The 16,594-nt window shown below is 31.9% G+C and carries 16 protein-coding genes; 10 read left to right on the top strand and 6 right to left on the bottom strand.

All coding sequences use genetic code 11. The features are described from left to right. Positions 1-34 precede the first annotated feature (34 nt). The 6 genes from hemL (at position 35) to D6200_RS05205 (ending at position 6,437) form a co-directional block, all read left to right on the top strand. Positions 35-1,324, top strand: coding sequence for a glutamate-1-semialdehyde 2,1-aminomutase (gene hemL / locus D6200_RS05230; protein ID WP_073183156.1), 1,290 nt, complete (start codon positions 35-37; stop codon positions 1,322-1,324). A gap of 44 nt (positions 1,325-1,368) precedes the next feature. Then, entirely contained in the window at positions 1,369-2,400 is a 1,032-nt protein-coding gene (hemE, locus tag D6200_RS05225) for a uroporphyrinogen decarboxylase (RefSeq protein ID WP_047789690.1), read from the top strand. 20 nt (positions 2,401-2,420) lie between these two features. Then, positions 2,421-3,023 carry a TlpA family protein disulfide reductase gene (locus D6200_RS05220; RefSeq protein ID WP_082118662.1) on the top strand — a complete coding sequence of 201 codons (603 nt, stop codon included), beginning with the start codon at positions 2,421-2,423 and terminating at the stop codon, positions 3,021-3,023. A gap of 74 nt (positions 3,024-3,097) precedes the next feature. Further along, positions 3,098-3,844: an EI24 domain-containing protein gene (locus D6200_RS05215; RefSeq protein ID WP_047789747.1), complete on the top strand. Its 747-nt coding sequence runs from the start codon at positions 3,098-3,100 to the stop codon at positions 3,842-3,844. A 30-nt stretch (positions 3,845-3,874) separates the two neighbouring features. Continuing rightward, positions 3,875-4,777: an oxygen-dependent coproporphyrinogen oxidase gene (gene hemF, locus D6200_RS05210; RefSeq protein WP_073183153.1), complete on the top strand. Its 903-nt coding sequence runs from the start codon at positions 3,875-3,877 to the stop codon at positions 4,775-4,777. A gap of 352 nt (positions 4,778-5,129) precedes the next feature. After that, on the top strand, positions 5,130-6,437 hold the full coding sequence (locus D6200_RS05205) for a dihydrolipoamide acetyltransferase family protein (protein ID WP_047789693.1): 1,308 nt from the start codon (positions 5,130-5,132) through the stop codon (positions 6,435-6,437). 164 nt (positions 6,438-6,601) lie between these two features. On the opposite strand, the gene D6200_RS05200 is transcribed toward D6200_RS05205, so the two are convergent. After that, on the bottom strand, positions 6,602-7,279 hold the full coding sequence (locus tag D6200_RS05200; protein WP_073183151.1) for a GNAT family N-acetyltransferase: 678 nt from the start codon (positions 7,277-7,279) through the stop codon (positions 6,602-6,604). Further along, complete coding sequence (locus D6200_RS05195; RefSeq protein WP_073183149.1) at positions 7,272-8,159, bottom strand: TIGR01777 family oxidoreductase; 888 nt, start codon at positions 8,157-8,159, stop codon at positions 7,272-7,274. The genes D6200_RS05200 and D6200_RS05195 overlap by 8 nt, the downstream gene beginning before the upstream one ends. A 195-nt stretch (positions 8,160-8,354) precedes the next feature. Between D6200_RS05195 and D6200_RS15495 the strand changes: the two genes are divergently transcribed. The 4 genes from D6200_RS15495 (at position 8,355) to D6200_RS05175 (ending at position 13,223) form a co-directional block, all read left to right on the top strand. Further along, on the top strand, positions 8,355-9,005 hold the full coding sequence (locus D6200_RS15495; RefSeq protein WP_073183147.1) for a DUF4331 family protein: 651 nt from the start codon (positions 8,355-8,357) through the stop codon (positions 9,003-9,005). 28 nt (positions 9,006-9,033) lie between these two features. Beyond that, the gene (locus D6200_RS15490) at positions 9,034-9,594 is read left to right on the top strand and encodes a DUF4331 family protein (RefSeq protein ID WP_073183145.1); all 561 of its coding nucleotides are present in this window, start codon (positions 9,034-9,036) and stop codon (positions 9,592-9,594) included. Between the two features lie 89 nt (positions 9,595-9,683). Then, positions 9,684-10,979 carry a tetratricopeptide repeat protein gene (locus D6200_RS05180; protein WP_073183142.1) on the top strand — a complete coding sequence of 432 codons (1,296 nt, stop codon included), beginning with the start codon at positions 9,684-9,686 and terminating at the stop codon, positions 10,977-10,979. Between the two features lie 15 nt (positions 10,980-10,994). Then, the gene (locus D6200_RS05175) at positions 10,995-13,223 is read left to right on the top strand and encodes a TonB-dependent receptor (protein WP_073183140.1); all 2,229 of its coding nucleotides are present in this window, start codon (positions 10,995-10,997) and stop codon (positions 13,221-13,223) included. 110 nt (positions 13,224-13,333) lie between these two features. On the opposite strand, the gene D6200_RS05170 is transcribed toward D6200_RS05175, so the two are convergent. Genes D6200_RS05170 through D6200_RS05155 form a run of 4 tightly spaced genes read right to left on the bottom strand, consistent with a single transcriptional unit; the run spans position 13,334 to position 16,591 of the window. Further along, a complete protein-coding gene (locus D6200_RS05170) occupies positions 13,334-14,131 on the bottom strand; it encodes an anti-sigma factor (protein ID WP_047789700.1) in 798 nt (265 codons plus the stop codon). Beyond that, positions 14,131-14,658, bottom strand: coding sequence for an RNA polymerase sigma factor (locus D6200_RS05165; protein WP_073183137.1), 528 nt, complete (start codon positions 14,656-14,658; stop codon positions 14,131-14,133). Before D6200_RS05165 ends, D6200_RS05170 begins: the two co-directional genes overlap by 1 nt. Positions 14,659-14,692: 34 nt before the next feature. After that, positions 14,693-15,259: a YdeI/OmpD-associated family protein gene (locus tag D6200_RS05160; protein WP_073183134.1), complete on the bottom strand. Its 567-nt coding sequence runs from the start codon at positions 15,257-15,259 to the stop codon at positions 14,693-14,695. 3 nt (positions 15,260-15,262) lie between these two features. Next, a complete protein-coding gene (locus tag D6200_RS05155; RefSeq protein WP_073183132.1) occupies positions 15,263-16,591 on the bottom strand; it encodes a M28 family peptidase in 1,329 nt (442 codons plus the stop codon). Between the last annotated feature and the right edge of the window lie 3 nt (positions 16,592-16,594).

Below are 16,594 nucleotides of genomic sequence, written 5' to 3'. Positions count from 1 at the left end.
AAACTCATAATTAACAACTAATAATTAGCGAAGAATGAGCTTTAAGAAATCACAAGAATTATATAACAAAGGATTAGAAAACTTAGTAGGAGCAGTAAATTCACCAGTGCGTGCATTTGCATCCGTAGGAGGGAATCCTTTATTCATAAAAAAAGCGAAAGGAAGTAAGATTATTGATGTAGATAATAATTCATACATTGATTTAGTGTTGTCTTACGGTCCAATGATTTTAGGACACCGCCATAAAAAAGTAGAAAAAGCTATTAGAAAAGCGTTGAAAAATGGGTATTCTTTTGGAGCATCAACAAAAGGTGAAATTAAATTAGCAAAAATTGTTTGTGATGCTTTCCCGGGAATGGATAAAGTACGCTTTGTAAATTCTGGTACAGAGGCGGTATTAAGCGGAATTCGTTTAGCGAGAGCGTTTACAGGAAAAGATAAAATTATAAAGTTTGCAGGTTGTTATCACGGGCATCAAGATGCTTTATTAGTAGCTGCAGGTTCTGGTTTAGCTACGTTGAGTTTACCAGGTAGTAAAGGAGTACCAGAAGGGGCTGTAAAAAATACCTTGATTGCAAATTACAACGATTTAGAAAGTGTAAAAGCACATTTTGAAGCTCATGATGATATTGCAGGAGTTATTTTAGAACCTATCGCAGGAAACATGGGAGTAGTAACTCCACAAGATGACTTCTTAAAAGAATTAAAAGAGTACGTAAACTCAAAAGGAGCTTTATTAATTATTGATGAGGTAATGACAGGTTTCCGTTCTAAGTTTGGGGGAGCTCAAGAAATATTAGGTGTTGAAGCTGACATTACTTGTTTAGGAAAAGTAATTGGAGGAGGTTTTCCAGTAGGAGCCTATGGAGCACGTAATGAAATTATGGAAACAGTAGCCCCATTAGGAGGAATGTATCAAGCAGGAACATTAAGTGGTAACCCAATTGCCATGGCAGCAGGAATTTCAACCTTAACAGAATTAAAGAAGCAAAATCCATACGAAAAGTTCAATGAGATAGCTCAAATTATTGAGGTATTCTTACTAGAATCAGCAAAAAAGCACGGAGTTGAAATTACAGTTAACCGATTTGGTTCGATGATTAATCCATTCTTTACTAATAAAAAAGTAACCAACTTTGAAGAAGCACAAACTTCAGATACGAAGAAATATGCAACTTTCTTTTGGGAAATGACTAAAAATGGGGTGTTTTTACCTCCAAGTCAGTTTGAAGCTTGGTTCTTATCATCAGCATTAACAGAAAAAGATATTCAAGAGATAGCTAATGCCATTGATAAGTCGATGGAAGCAGTATCAAAAATGTAGAATAAATAATTGTCATTACGAGGAAGAATGACGTACAGATAGACATGATAAAAAACGATTTATTTTTAAGAGCATTAAAAGGAGAAACAGTTGATCGTCCACCAGTATGGATGATGCGTCAAGCAGGAAGGTATTTGCCAGAGTTTATGGAAATTCGAGAAAAGTACGATTTCTTTACACGCTGTAGAACTCCAGAATTAGCATCAGAAATTACAGTACAACCAATTCGTAGATACGGAATGGATGCTGCAATATTATTCTCAGACATTTTAGTAATTCCACAAGCAATGAATATTGAAGTGGAAATGAAACCAAATTTTGGACCTTATTTACCAAACCCTGTAAGAGACAAAAAAGGATTAGATAGTGTAATTATACCTGATATTCATGAAGAATTAGGCTATGTAATGGATGCTATTAAAGCAACTAAAGAAAAGCTGAATGATGAAATACCATTGATAGGTTTTGCAGGGTCTCCCTGGACAATTTTATGTTATGTTGTACAAGGACAAGGGTCTAAGAATTTTGATAAGGCAAAAGAATTTTGTTTTACGCAACCAGTTTTGGCACACGAATTGCTTCAGAAGATTACAGATACCACAATTGCTTATTTAAAAGAAAAGGTAAAAGCAGGTGTGAATGCTGTACAAGTTTTTGATTCTTGGGGAGGAATGTTATCTCCAACAGATTATCAGGAGTTTTCATGGCAATACATTAATCAAATAATAGAAGCATTAAAAGATGATGCACCAGTAATAGCTTTCGGTAAAGGATGCTGGTTTGCCTTACATGAAATGGCACAATCAAATGCTTCAGCTTTAGGAGTAGACTGGACGTGTTCAGCAAGAAACGCACGCTATTTAACAGGAGGAAATATTACATTACAAGGTAATTTTGATCCTTCAAGATTATTGTCTCCACCAGCCGAAATAAAAAAGATGGTACACCAAATGATAAATGAGTTTGGTAAAGACAAATATATTGTTAACTTGGGGCACGGAATTTTACCAAATATACCGATAGAGAATGCAAAAGCATTTATAGATGCGGTAAAAGAGTATAAAGCCGACAGATAACCCCTTTTAAATAATTAAAAATGAAGAAATTATCTTTTGTTTTGATGTGTTTTTTAACGACTGTTATTTTCGCACAAAATAAAACGTATTACAATTTTGCAGTAAACAATTGTGTAGAAGAAAGTGCCGAAGGTTTGATTGATAAGTGCATTAAAGGCTCTTATTTGTTAAATTATAACTTTACTACAATTGACAGTAAAACAGTAAGTACAGACAAAATTAACAAGCCAATTGTATTGATAGCTAATGCTACTTGGTCGGCTCCTTGCTGGGGAGATGTACCAGCCCTAAACAAAATGGTAGAAAAATATAATAATCAATTGGAGTTTATTATGATTTTCTGGGATAAGGAAGCTAAAGTTAAAAGAATGGCTGAAAAGTTAGATAAGAGAATTAAGCTTGTTCCTGCAAGAGATATTGATAAAGTTCAAAAAGGATTTTTAGATATCAGTGGGTTTGTTCATAAGTTAGACTACCCAACAGCATACTTAATAGGTAAAGACAAACAGTTTGTTAATGTTAAAAGAGGAGCTGCAACACCAACAAAAGAAGTAGGTTGGGATAAAGTTAACGAAATAAATACCAAAAACTTTGAAGATTTTTTAGCACCAATATTAAAATAAATCATTTGAAATAATATTACTAGTAACCTCTTTCTTTATTGAAAGAGGTTTTTTATTTTCACACAAAAAAAGATATGATACAAAATATTGTAAAAGGAATTAAAGCCTATTTTGGTGCTTTCGGAATGATTTCAAAACTAAAGCTATGGAAGTATTTTATTATTCCAATGTTTATAAGCCTATTAACAGCAACGTTTATTGGTTTTATGGCCTATACATTTTCAGATAATATTGGTCATTATGTAGCCAATTTCTGGAAATGGGAGTTTGGTAAAGAAACCTTTGAGGTTATCAGTACTTTTATAAGCGGATTACTTATTGTGGTAATAGGTTTGGTATTGTATAAACATATTGTAATGGCTTTATCTGCGCCTTTTATGAGTCCAGTTTCAGAAAAAATTGAAGATCATCTTAGAGGAGAAGACCATACACATAGAATAACTTCTTTTCAAGAGCAATTAATTAGAGGTATACGAATAAACCTTAGAAATTTAACTAGAGAGCTCTTATTGACAATCCCTATCTTATTATTAGGTTTTATTCCTGTAATTGGTATTATTTCAACGATATTACTGTTTTTAATGCAAGCATATTATGCCGGTTTTGGAAATATGGATTATACCTTAGAACGTCATTTTAAATACAGAGAAAGTATCAATTTTGTAAAAGAAAATAAAGGGTTAGCTATAGGAAATGGAGTGGTATTTATGTTGTTTTTATTAATTCCTGTTATCGGAGTAATTTTGGTATTACCACTATCAGTAACCGCAGCTACTACAGAAACTATTAAGAAAATACAGCTTAAAAAATTACCAGAATAAGTACTTTTGCACGTCAATAGAAACAAACACATGAAAGAACAATTTTACGCCTACATTCAAGAATTACAAGATACCATAACATCAAAACTGGAAGCAATAGATGGTAAAGCTAAGTTTCAAGAAGATTTATGGAAGCGTGCTGAAGGAGGAGGAGGTAGAACTCGTGTAATTGAAAATGGGAATATTTTTGAAAAAGGTGGCGTAAATATATCTAAAGTACATGGAGAGTTACCAGAAGCATTAAGAAAGCAGTTTGGAGTAGAAAGTGGAGATTTCTTTGCCTGTGGATTGAGTTTGGTAATTCACCCGAAGAATCCATTTGTACCTACAGTACATGCTAATTGGCGTTATTTTGAAATGTATGATGGTGAAGGAAATATTGTTACCCAATGGTTTGGTGGTGGACAAGATTTAACTCCGTATTACTTATTTGAAGAAGACGCAATACATTTTCATGAGATATGTAAAGAAGCTTGTGATAAGCATCATCCAGATTTTTACCCAAAGTTCAAAGAAACTTGTGATAATTATTTTTGGAATCCGCATAGAAATGAAGCACGTGGCTTAGGAGGCTTGTTCTTTGATTATTTAAAAGAAACAGAAGAGTTCTCTATGCAAGATCGATATGATTTTGTAACTGAAGTAGCAAATAGCTTTTTAAACTCCTATGTACCTATTGTTGAGAGAAGAAAAGACACTGCCCACACTCAGGAGCATAAAGATTGGCAGGAAGTTCGTCGTGGTCGTTATGTAGAGTTCAATTTAGTACACGATAGAGGAACCTTATTTGGTTTAAAAACCAATGGACGTATCGAAAGTATTTTAATGAGTTTACCACCAACAGTACAGTGGAAATATAATCACCATCCAAAAGAAGGTTCTGAAGAAGCAAAATTATTAGAGGTATTGACAAAACCTAAAAATTGGGTGTAAACATTTCTTTTAAAATAAATACAAAGGAAAAAAGACAAAACAGATAAAGTTTTGTCTTTTTTTGTTAGATAGAAAATTAATATTAAAAATAAAATAGTGCTTAATAATTTTAATTAGGTTAAAGAGTTCAAAAATAGAATTTTGAGTAAAGAAACAATAGTTTAATTAGATATTAGATTATTCGTAATGATATTCTCTTTTTATAGAGATAACAATAATCTATTTGTTGTTTTTTATAGTTGAATTGAGGATAATTTAATTGGTAAAGAAAAAATCAAAAATATTTAACGTATAAAACCATGAAAAAATCGTTGCTTTTTAGTAACTTCGCAAGCGTTTAAAATTATACACTATGGCTAGATACGAATTGAAGTTGCCTAAAATGGGCGAAAGTGTTGCAGAAGCAACAATAACTTCTTGGGTAAAAGAAGTTGGAGAAACTATTGATATAGATGATACCGTTGTTGAAGTAGCTACAGATAAAGTAGATAGCGAAGTACCTAGTGAAGTTGAAGGAACTTTAGTTGAAATCTTATTTGAAAAAGATGCTGTTGTGCAAGTAGGTGAAACTATTGCAATTATAGAAACAGAAGGAGAGGAAGGAGCAACAGCTGATGCGTCTAAGAAAGAAGAAGTTAAACCAGAAACTGTAGCTGCTGTAGAGAAAACTGTTGAAGTAGCTAAAGAAACAGTAGCGACTACGATTGATACTTCATCAAGCGATCGTTTTTATTCACCATTAGTTAAGAGTATTGCGCAAACAGAAGGAATATCTGTTGAAGAGTTAGAAAACATAAAAGGAACTGGCAAAGAAGGAAGAGTTACTAAGAATGATATTTTATCATATTTAGAAAACAGAGGAAGTCAGCCAGAAGTTGTAGCTCCAGCTTCAACAGAAAAGAAATCGGTACCTCAGTCAGCACCAGCGCCAACTCCTGTTTCGTTAAGTGGTCAAGATGAAATTATAGAAATGAGTCGTATGGGGAAATTAATCTCTAAACATATGGTTGACTCTATTCAAACATCAGCACACGTACAATCGTTTATTGAAATTGATGTAACTAATATTGTTAATTGGAGAAATAAGGTTAAAAAAGCCTACCAACAAAGAGAAGGAGAAAAGTTAACATTTACACCAATATTTATGCAAGCTGTTGCTTCTACAATAAAGAAGCATCCAATGATAAACATTTCTGTTGATGGAGATAAAATTATTAAAAGAGGGAACGTAAATTTAGGAATGGCAGCTGCCTTACCTGACGGAAATTTAATTGTACCAGTAATTAAAAATGCTGATATGTTAAATTTGGTAGGTATGACAAAGCAAGTAAATGATTTAGCTACTAGAGCTCGTGCTAATAAGTTAAAACCGGATGAGATTCAAGGAGGAACTTATACAGTAACGAATGTTGGTAGCTTTGGAAGTATTACAGGTACACCAATAATTAACCAACCTCAAGTAGCAATTTTAGCTTTAGGAGCTATTGTTAAAAAACCTGCAGTAATTGAAACTCCAGAAGGAGATTTTATAGGAATCCGTCATAAGATGATTGTATCACATTCTTATGATCATAGAGTAGTAAATGGAGCTTTAGGTGGTATGTTTATAAAAACATTAAAAGAAATTTTAGAATCTTGGGATGTAAATCAAGATTTTTAAGAAAGAAGAAATAATATTTTAAAAGGCTTAGGTATTTACCTAAGCCTTTTTGTTTCAACTATGTTGATTATTTAACTATTAATATTTTTATTGATACATTTTGAGAGTACAGTTTACCAAATATTAAGGCTTGCTTGAAGAATCTAGGAGTTTATTGAGAACTCTTATTTTTTATGAAAATACCACCAATTCATATCTCGTGTTAGTCGATACCCTAATTTTTCATAAAGCTTAATTGCAGGATTTCCTTTATTAGTATGTAAAATAGGATGTTTTCCAGCTTTTAAAATTTCTTTAGTAACATGTTGAGAAAGTTGTTTAGCCAATCCTTTTCTTGTATGTTCAGGATGAGTAACTACAGCACTAACTTCAATAAAGCTATCAGTTTGCATACGTTGTCCAGTTACAGCAACAAGTTTGTTATCCTTAAAAATCCCAAAATACTTTCCCATATCAAAAGTTCTTTTTCTATAATAACCAGGCATTACTAACCATACAAGGTTATAAATTTCATCAACATGTTCTTCAGTTAACGGAATTATTTCTTCAATAATATCAAAATCAGTTAAGTCTTCAAGTATCATTTGGCAACCATCAATCTTTTTGTATAGAAGAATTTTGTCTTTGTCATAAGTAGGTGTTTTATTTTCAGAAACTAAAAAGAATTTATCCGTAAGCTTTGCATATTCATTTAGAGCATAAGTTGTTTTTGAAGCCTCAGTAAAAGCACCAAAAGGACAAATAGTAGGATTATAAAACTTTACACTATTATAATTAATAGCAAATTTTTCATGTGTTTCACACAACGAATGCCAAACAGGATTTTGAAGTTTGTTATTCATTATAAATATTGGTTAAAGCAGTATTTAAGTTTGAAAAAATAAAATTATAAGCATTACTTGTTTTCTCATAGGAAATCCTACTTCCTTTTAATAAGATATAAGCCATTTCACCTAAAGCTATTTTCAAAATAAATGAAGGAGCATTCATGAGAAGTACAGGTTTATTAATAACCTTTCCTAGTAGCTTTGTAAAACTTTCATTAGTCTGATGTTCGGGAGCAACAGCATTATAAACTCCAGTAAAACCGTTGTCTTCTATCGCTTTTGTATACAGTTCACATAAGTCATGAATGTGAATCCAAGGTATATACTGTTTACCATTTCCTAAGGCAGATAGAAACAAAGGAGTATTCATCTTTTGTAATGCACCACCATTTTTAGAAAGTACAACACCAGTTCGTAAAATGGTTACAGGAATATCTATTTGTTCGAATTGAAGAGCAGCATTCTCCCATTTTACACAAATTTTAGAGATAAAATCATTTTCAGGTTTATCATTTTCTGTATAGATTTTATTAGAAGTAATTGCTCCATAATATCCAATACCAGAAGCAGAAATAAATTTCTTGATGGATATTTGATACTCTTGTATTTTATTAAATAGTAAAGAAGCTGTTTTTACACGGCTATCAATCAATTCTTTTTTTCTTTCATTAGTCCAACGTTTATCAGCAATTCCAGCTCCTGCCAAATGAATAATATAACTTACATTATTAAAAGCATCTTTATCAATAAAGCCTTCTTTAACATTCCAACGAAATTCGTTACTCTTTTTTGGAGTTCTGGTAAGAATGTTAACCACATGCCCTTTACTAGTTAACCTTTTTGTTAACTCTTTTCCGATTAAGCCAGTTCCTCCTGTAATTAATATAGTTGCCATAGTACTCAAAAATAAACATTCATTTTTAAAAAAGAGGAGAGTAGGAGAAAGATTATAAAAAAAATAATCATCAAATACCTAGTAAAATTAAGACTTATGAATCTTTTATAAAAAAAAGTTAAAAAAATAAAAACCGTCATCACCATTTTTTCGTAAGTAAGGTAGAATGAGTAATTAACTTTAAAATTTACAACCATGAAAAAAATGAAATTAATTATTGGAGCCGGTGCTTTAGCATTAATAGGTTTAGTCTTATTAGCAGCCGATCACATTGATGCTCCAGATGTAACAGGAGGCTCAAGTGATATTACAGACTTTTACGCTTTTCAAGGAGAAAATACGAGCAATCTTGTGTTTGCAGCAAATATTCAAGGATTACTAAGTCCTTCAGCTACGGCAGCAGCAAGTTTTGATGAAAATGTATTAATTGAGTTTAATATTGATAATACTGGTGATAATGTTGAAGACTTGGTAATTCAAGCAATTCCTAGAGATGGTAAAATGTACTTTTTTGGTCCATACAATCCATCAACTACTGGTTTAACTAGTACGTTACCTCAAGATGGAACAGAATATGGGGTTTCTATAACTCCTTATGGATCTAGTGCTATTATTGGTAGTAAGGGAGGAATGCAATTTTTTGCAGGGCCTAGAGACGATCCTTTCTTTATGGATTTTGCACAATACGGTGAAATTATAGCTGGAAATGCAGGTGGTTTTAACGATCCAGGAGCAGATACTTTTGCTGGAACAAATGTATTATCAGTAGTAGTAGAGGTGCCAAAATCTATGATTGGAGGCTCAGGTACTATTAATACTTGGGTAGAAACTAAAACGAAGCAGTAAAAATCAATCAACTTTAAAATTCAAAGACATGAAACTTAACAATATAAAAATTTTAGCAATTTCAATTCTATCAATCTTTGCCTTAGCAAGTTGTAGTGATGATGATAATAACATGCCGCCAATAGCTTCTATTGACTTCTCGGGAAGTTACATGCAAAAAGACCAAATGGGTAGACCAGCAGTAAATACAGTATTTGTAAATAGCGATATGAAAGATGCGTTTAATGTAACAATACCGTCAGAACAAGGAGCAAATTTTGCTGCAATGTTTGAAACAAATTTAAAAGCGTTAAGCCCAGCATATGCAAATGACGGAGATACCAACGCATTAGGTTTAGATGCAGCAACTTTTGCGAGTGTTTTAGCTACCGATGTATTAACCGTTTCATTAGATGGAACAACAACTTTTTATGATGGAACAAATGTGTTAACAGGTAGAGCTTTAGCAGATGATGTAATTACCGTTGAATTATTATTGATTTTCGGAGGCGAGGACTTTTCTGAAAATCCTACATTATCAGATGATCAGGTAGATGGAAATGATAAAGACTTCTTAAGTTCTTTTCCATATTTAGCAAGTCCTTGGTAAAATGGGGAGACTAAACCTCCTGGGGTTAAAATTGGTTGCTTTTTAGCAACCAATTTTTAAACAAATTATTAACTAAAAATCCTTCTAAAATGAAAACTATAAAAATAATTATTTGTGCTATTTTAAGCAGCACAATACTAAGTTGTACAACTTCAAAAACAACAAAGGTAGCTAACCAAGAAGAGTATAATAAATATCTACAAAGTACAACCACCACTTCAGAATCGTTAGCTCAAAAAGAACTAGATTTTTGGCAGAAAAAACTAAACAATCAGCCAACGCAGTATCCATATTTAAGTAAAATAGCAAAGGCTAATTCATTACTTTTCTCAGAAAAAGGAAATATTTCTTATTTGATAGAAGCTGAAGAAAAGCTGTTAAAAATCAATCAAAAAACAAATTATAACAAAGCCTCACATTTACGATCATTAGCAAGAAACTATATTTCTCAACATCGATTTAAAGAATCGTTAGAATTATTAAAAAAAGCAGAAGTAAATGGAGAAAACCTAAATGCTACTCAAAAAATGTTGTTTGATGTTTATTTAGAGTTAGGAGAACCTGAAAAAGCTTCAGAATACTTAGCAGAAATTGAAAATTATGCTGACTTTGATTATCTAATAAGAGTTTCTAAATGGCATGATTATAAAGGAGACTTATCTTCAGCAATTCGTTTTATGGAAAAGGCCATGAAAAAAGCAGAAGAAGCTAAAAATAAAGATTTAAAAGCATGGAGTTATACTAACTTAGCTGACTTTTATGGACATAATGGTCAAATAAAAGATTCTTATAAATTATATTTAAAAGCATTAGAACTAGATAACAGTAACGCGTATGCAAAAAAAGGTATTGCTTGGATAGTATATTCTCATGATAAAAATCCAGATGAAGCACTCCGAATTTTAGATATCATAAGTAACGAACATTCTTCTCCAGATTACTATTTATTAAAGGCAGAGATAGCCGAGTTTAAGAATAATTTAACAATAAAAGAAAGTAATATAGAGGTATATTTATCGGCTGTAAAAAATAGCTCATATGGTGTAATGTATAATCAGCATTTAGCTAAATTATATTTAGAAGAATTTAATGACACATCTAGTGCGTTATCATACATCGAAAAAGAAATTGAGAGTAGGTCTACGCCACAATCTTACGATTTACTAGCCTGGTATTATTACAAAAATAAAGACTTTAAAAAAGCTTTAGAAGTAATTAATACATATGTAGTAGATAAAACTTTCGAGCCCGAAATACAGTATCATATAGCTGAAATTTACAAAGCAAATGGAATTAATGATAAAGCTATGGCTTTAAAAGAAGAGTTATTAGATAGCTCTTTTGAATTAGGTCCGTTGATGACAGAAAAAATTTTAAATATATAACCAAACTTCAGTATTTTGAAAACAAAGATTTTATTTTTAGCATTATTGCTAGGTAGTTACCATGCATTTTCACAACAATTTAAAGGAAAGGTATTAAATACCAACAAAAAGCCTTTAGAGAATGTATATGTATATAATACTACTAGTAACAGCCATACACACACAAAAGTTAATGGAGAATTTATCTTAGATAATTCAAAAGTAGGAGATATTATTGAATTTGGAATTCTAGGATACAAAAAAATCAACTTAGAATTAGGTAGTGACGATCTAAGCTCTCCAAAAACAATTATTTTAGAAATGAAAAGTTTTTTGTTAGATGAGATGGTATTATCTAATAAGAGAGATCCATTACAAACAATTGTAAGAGTTGATTTAGATAAAAAACCAGTAAGTTCATCTCAACAAATATTACAACGAGTACCAGGACTTTTCATAGGTCAACATGCTGGTGGAGGAAAAGCGGAACAAATATTTTTAAGAGGTTTTGATATTGATCACGGTACAGATATAGCGTTGTCGGTAGACGGAACACCAGTAAATATGGTTTCTCATGCACACGGACAAGGGTACAGTGATTTACACTTTATAATTCCAGAAACCATCGAAAAAATTAACTTCGGAAAAGGGCCTTATTACGCTAGTAAAGGAGATTTTAATACTGCTGGGTATGTAGATTTTAAAACAAAAACATATTTACAAAACAGTAGAGTAGAAGTTGGTATAGGACAGTTCAATACATTTAGAACTTTAGGAATGTTTAATTTGTTAGATAAAAACAATACAGACAATGCTTATGTAGCTATTGAGTATTTAGAAACAGATGGTTTTGTAGAATCTCCTCAGAATTTTAGTCGAATTAATATTTTTACGAAGTATAGAACCTTTTTAAAAGATAATAGTAGTTTATCATTATCAGCTTCACATTTTACGAGTAAATGGGATGCTTCTGGGCAAATACCCCAAAGAGAAGTTGATAATGGAAATATTACTCGTTTTGGTTCAATTGATGATACTGAAGGAGGAACAACATCAAGAACAAACATAAACTTAGAGCACTCAAAAGTTTTAAAGAACGATGTTAGCGTAACTTCAAACGTTTTTTATTCAAATTATAATTTTAATTTATTTTCAAACTTTACCTTCTTTTTAGATGATCCTGTGAACGGAGATCAAATAAAGCAAACTGAAAACAGAGATGTTTTCGGGTTCAATACACAGTTTAAAAAGAAAACTCATATATCAAATACACCAGTAGAGTTAACTTTTGGAACAGGTTTACGTGCTGATATTGTAGATAACTTAGAGTTATCGCATACACTTCAAAGAAAAGAAATTTTAGATCGAATTCAATTAGGAAAGGTAAATCAAACTAACTATTATGCCTTTGTAAATAGTGAGTTTGAGTTTGGAAAATTTATGGTGGCACCAGCTTTACGTTTAGATTATTTAAAATTTAACTACAATGATTATTTACTAGATGAATACAAAACGTTTTCTGAATCACAAGTAGTAGTTAATCCTAAGATAAATGTTACTTATACTCCAAATGAAAAAATTCAATGGTTTTTAAAATCAGGAATAGGCTTTCACTCAAACGATACTAGAGTAGTAGCTACACAACCTAATAGGAAAACATTACCTAGAGCTTATGGTGTTGATTTAGGAACTGTTTGGAAACCAACCTCAAAAATAGCTATAAATACAGCATTATGGTACTTACTTTCAGAAGATGAGTTAGTATATGTTGGAGATGCTGGTATTGTAGAGCCTTCAGGAGAAGCACAGCGTTATGGTATTGATTTAGGTCTTAGATATCAGCTAACAGATTGGTTATATCTTGATAGTGATGCTACTTTTACAAAAGCAGAAAGTGTTGACGATTCGTCAGGAGAAAACAATATTCCTTTAGCTCCTAAAGTGACTGTAACAGGGGGATTATCAGTAAATAATTATAAGAACTTTTCAGGAGGAGTTCATTACAGATATATAGGTGACAGAGCAGCAAATGAAGATAATTCAATAGTAGCAGAAGGTTATTTTGTTACCGATGCGAATATTAGCTATAAAATAAATAATATAACACTAGGTGTAGCGTTAGAAAATATTTTTGATGTAGCTTGGAATGAAACACAGTTTGCTACAGAATCAAGGTTGCAAAATGAACCAAATTCTGTAGAAGAAATTCATTTTACACCAGGAACTCCGTTTTCTGCAAAAGCCACCATACGATATTCTTTTTAAAGATAATGATAGTCCGGGGGGGGCTTGATAAGTTGTCATTTTTTAGAAGGATTAATGGCAACAAAAATATAGCCGCTTTAAGCGGCTATATTAATTTATAAAATAGATTATTATACTGCACCTAGAGTATATAATTGTTCTAAAGTAGGAGTTTCGCTACCACCTGCTGGCTCAAGAGTAATACCAAAAGCTTGTGAATCATTAGGATTGTTAATAGTAAATATTTTACTATCACTAGCAGTAAAGTTATCTATAGTACCTAAACTAGTTGGAGATAACGGATCAAGTTTTAAAGACCATACTTGGTATACTTTTCCTTCTGGTGGATCAGGTAAACCTTGAACATCTAAGAAAATATTTTTAGAGTTTTTATTCCAATATACCTTTGCATAGGCTTCAGGATATACTTTTTGTCCTTGTAAAGGAACTGTAACTATATCTTTACTTCTTATTACTGCTAAAAGTTTTTTGTTTTCAGCTAAATTAGCATTAGTTTCATCTAACTGAATTTCATATTGTTCTTTAGCTTCATTAATAGTGTCTATTTGCCCTTGTAAATTAGCACTCTTATTTAACGATAAAATTAAAGTACTACCAACTACTAAAGCAGCAGCCCACCCTGTATAAGTTACCCAATTATTTTTAGATGTTCGTAAAGGAATTGTTTTAGCTGAATCTTCTTTTTCTTGTAACATTTTTATTAAAACGTCTTTAAAAGAATTTTTAGCATCTTTAGGAGCAACATGAGAAGTAAGAATAGAAATTGATTTTTCAATTTCTTTTACTTCTTCTAAAATCTCAGGATGTTCCATCATCAAACTATATACTTGCTCATTTTCTTTATCAGAAAGAGCACCAGCTATATATAGTTCTAATATTCCAGATTCTATGTGTTTGTTTGTAGCCATTATTTAAGCATAAGTCTTAATTCGTTAATACAATTTCGGCTTCTAGTTTTTACAGTACCAAGAGGTATTTTTAAACTTTCAGAAACTTCCTTTTGTGTAAAGCCTTTAAAATAAAGAAGCTCTATAACTTTGATACAAGTGTCTTTTAACTTGTTTACAAAGTTTTTTATACCAATTGCATCAGTTTTAGAGTCCAAGCTATCGTGGTTCTCTAATATATCTACGAAAATTTCGGCATCAAGGTTTTTAGAACTGTTTTTAAAGTTTTTAGACCTTGTTTTATCAATAGCTGCATTTCTAGCAATATTGATAATCCATGTAAAAAAACGTCCTTTTTTCTCAGAATAAGAGTTTGCGTTATTCCAAGCTTTTATAAAAACATCTTGTGTTATTTCTTCAGCTATTGCTTGATCTCTAACAATATTAAAAACTACACCAGTAACGCTTTGTTTGTACATTTCGTAAAGGCATTCAAAAGCTTTTACATCTTTGTTTTTAAAATTTTTAATGAGGGATTCTAGTTGCATATAGTTAATTGATTGGAGTACAAAATACTAAAAATCATTTAGATTTAATATTAGCTTCACACAAACGAATAATTTCATCAATTCGTTTTATTCTTGTAGCTTCTCTTTTAGCTTGATGTATCCAGTACAAATAGCTCTTACGGTAAGACGGAGCAAAGTTTTGAAAGTTGTTAAGAGCAGTGGGGTTTTTCTCAAATTCAATCTGTAGGTCTTTTGGAACTATTAAGTTTTCTACAGCATCTAAAGCATTCCAAGAACCATTTTTTTTAGCAATTTCAACAGACGTAATTCCAGCAGGGTGGATTAAGTTGGAAGTAGTTAGTTCCTTAATGTATTTCTTGTTTAAAGCACTCCAAACACTTTTAGGCTTTCTGGGGCAGAAATATTGCCTCCTTTTACCATCGCCTAAACTTTTCACAGTACTATCTATCCAACCAAAGCATAAAGCTACTTTTACAGCTTCTTCCCAACGCATACTAGGTATGTCTACGTTAACTTTGTATAAAATTAGATGAACTCCATCACTTTCGTTATGGTTTTCTAATAACCACTTACGCCATTCTGTGTCTGTTTTAAAATATAGGTGAGGTTTGTCGTCCATTTGTTAACGTATAATTTTTGAAGGAAATGAAACAATGCTTTCGTGTCCGTTTTTTCCTACAGTACTTACTCCAAAGAAGTAATTATCTAAAACAATTCCGTTTAAAGTAAATTTAGTAGTACCTTCTACATATTTAAAATTATCCCAAGTAGGAGATGTGGTATCTCTCCAGTAGATTTTATAACCTTTAGCACCATTAACTTTATCCCATTGAAGTTTAGCAGACGCTTCAACAATACCGCCAATTCCTACATTTTTAGGTGAAGGTGGGGCAGCAGCAATATTAGCCAAATTAATAGCATTTACAGCAGTTAATTTTTTAGCATATTCAAAATTTACAAATTGTAAGCGGTCTCCATATTCAATACCATTTTCAGTTCTAATATCTTGGTGTTGTTGCGTGTAGTTTTCATGTGCTTCCATAATTCGAATGCCAGCAAAACCTGTATCGTTAAAAGGTCTGTGATGTCCGCCACGACCAAACCTATCTAAGCGATAAATCATTTTCGGATTCATTTCTGGCATATACGTTTTAGTTGTTGTATAAATATAACGTGCTAATTGACGTGAAATTCCGTCCACTTCACCACCATAAAAGCGACGTGCTTTTCGTTGACGTTCAGTTTCGGTTGGAGGTACGGGTTCAGAAAAGATTCTAAATGTACGATTGTCTATAATTCCATCAACACCTTTTATGTTTCCAATCATATCATTATTCATAACTCCCACAATATTCCAATTTTTTTCCTTGGCATAAGCAGCCAATCCTTTTCCACCAAATAAGCCTTGTTCTTCACCAGACAATCCTACATAAATAATACTATTTTCAAATGTATAGTTACTTAATACACGTGCTGCTTCAATAGTTCCTGCCATTCCAGAGGCATTGTCATTAGCCCCAGGAGCATCATCAATAAAGTTATTAGGATCGGAAATTCTTGAATCTATATCACCACTCATTACAATGTAATTGTTAGGATATTTTGTTCCTTTTTGAATAGCAACAACATTAACAACCCAAACATCTTTGGTGATTCTGCTATTAGTTCCTTTTTTTACAAAGTCTTTTTGGTAAAATACTTTTAAACAGTTGTTGCAATTAGAAGAAATTTTGTCGAATTCAGACTTAATCCATCGACGGGCTGCACCAATTCCACGTGTATTTGAAATAGTATCGCTTAATGTATGACGGGTACCGAAATTTGTTAGTGTAGTAATATCTGATTTAATTCTATTTGCTGAAATAGCATTAATAATATCGTATATTTTAGTGTCGGTTTGTGCTGATATTGTTGTAGAAGTTAGTAAGAATAGTACTATGAATTTTTTCATAAT

This window comes from Tenacibaculum mesophilum, from assembly GCF_003867075.1.
Classification (GTDB): domain Bacteria; phylum Bacteroidota; class Bacteroidia; order Flavobacteriales; family Flavobacteriaceae; genus Polaribacter; species Polaribacter mesophilus.
Note: the sequence above shows the minus strand (reverse complement) of the source record. Positions and strands in the feature narration are given on the sequence as shown.

Coding starts and splice junctions, on each gene's coding strand:
- hemL (WP_073183156.1), top strand. CDS start 35: ATGAGCTTTAAGAAATCACAAGAATTATATAACAAAGGATTAGAAAAC.
- hemE (WP_047789690.1), top strand. CDS start 1,369: ATGATAAAAAACGATTTATTTTTAAGAGCATTAAAAGGAGAAACAGTT.
- D6200_RS05220 (WP_082118662.1), top strand. CDS start 2,421: ATGAAGAAATTATCTTTTGTTTTGATGTGTTTTTTAACGACTGTTATT.
- D6200_RS05215 (WP_047789747.1), top strand. CDS start 3,098: ATGATACAAAATATTGTAAAAGGAATTAAAGCCTATTTTGGTGCTTTC.
- hemF (WP_073183153.1), top strand. CDS start 3,875: ATGAAAGAACAATTTTACGCCTACATTCAAGAATTACAAGATACCATA.
- D6200_RS05205 (WP_047789693.1), top strand. CDS start 5,130: ATGGCTAGATACGAATTGAAGTTGCCTAAAATGGGCGAAAGTGTTGCA.
- D6200_RS05200 (WP_073183151.1), bottom strand. CDS start 7,279: ATGAATAACAAACTTCAAAATCCTGTTTGGCATTCGTTGTGTGAAACA.
- D6200_RS05195 (WP_073183149.1), bottom strand. CDS start 8,159: ATGGCAACTATATTAATTACAGGAGGAACTGGCTTAATCGGAAAAGAG.
- D6200_RS15495 (WP_073183147.1), top strand. CDS start 8,355: ATGAAAAAAATGAAATTAATTATTGGAGCCGGTGCTTTAGCATTAATA.
- D6200_RS15490 (WP_073183145.1), top strand. CDS start 9,034: ATGAAACTTAACAATATAAAAATTTTAGCAATTTCAATTCTATCAATC.
- D6200_RS05180 (WP_073183142.1), top strand. CDS start 9,684: ATGAAAACTATAAAAATAATTATTTGTGCTATTTTAAGCAGCACAATA.
- D6200_RS05170 (WP_047789700.1), bottom strand. CDS start 14,131: ATGGCTACAAACAAACACATAGAATCTGGAATATTAGAACTATATATA.
- D6200_RS05165 (WP_073183137.1), bottom strand. CDS start 14,658: ATGCAACTAGAATCCCTCATTAAAAATTTTAAAAACAAAGATGTAAAA.
- D6200_RS05160 (WP_073183134.1), bottom strand. CDS start 15,259: ATGGACGACAAACCTCACCTATATTTTAAAACAGACACAGAATGGCGT.
- D6200_RS05155 (WP_073183132.1), bottom strand. CDS start 16,591: ATGAAAAAATTCATAGTACTATTCTTACTAACTTCTACAACAATATCA.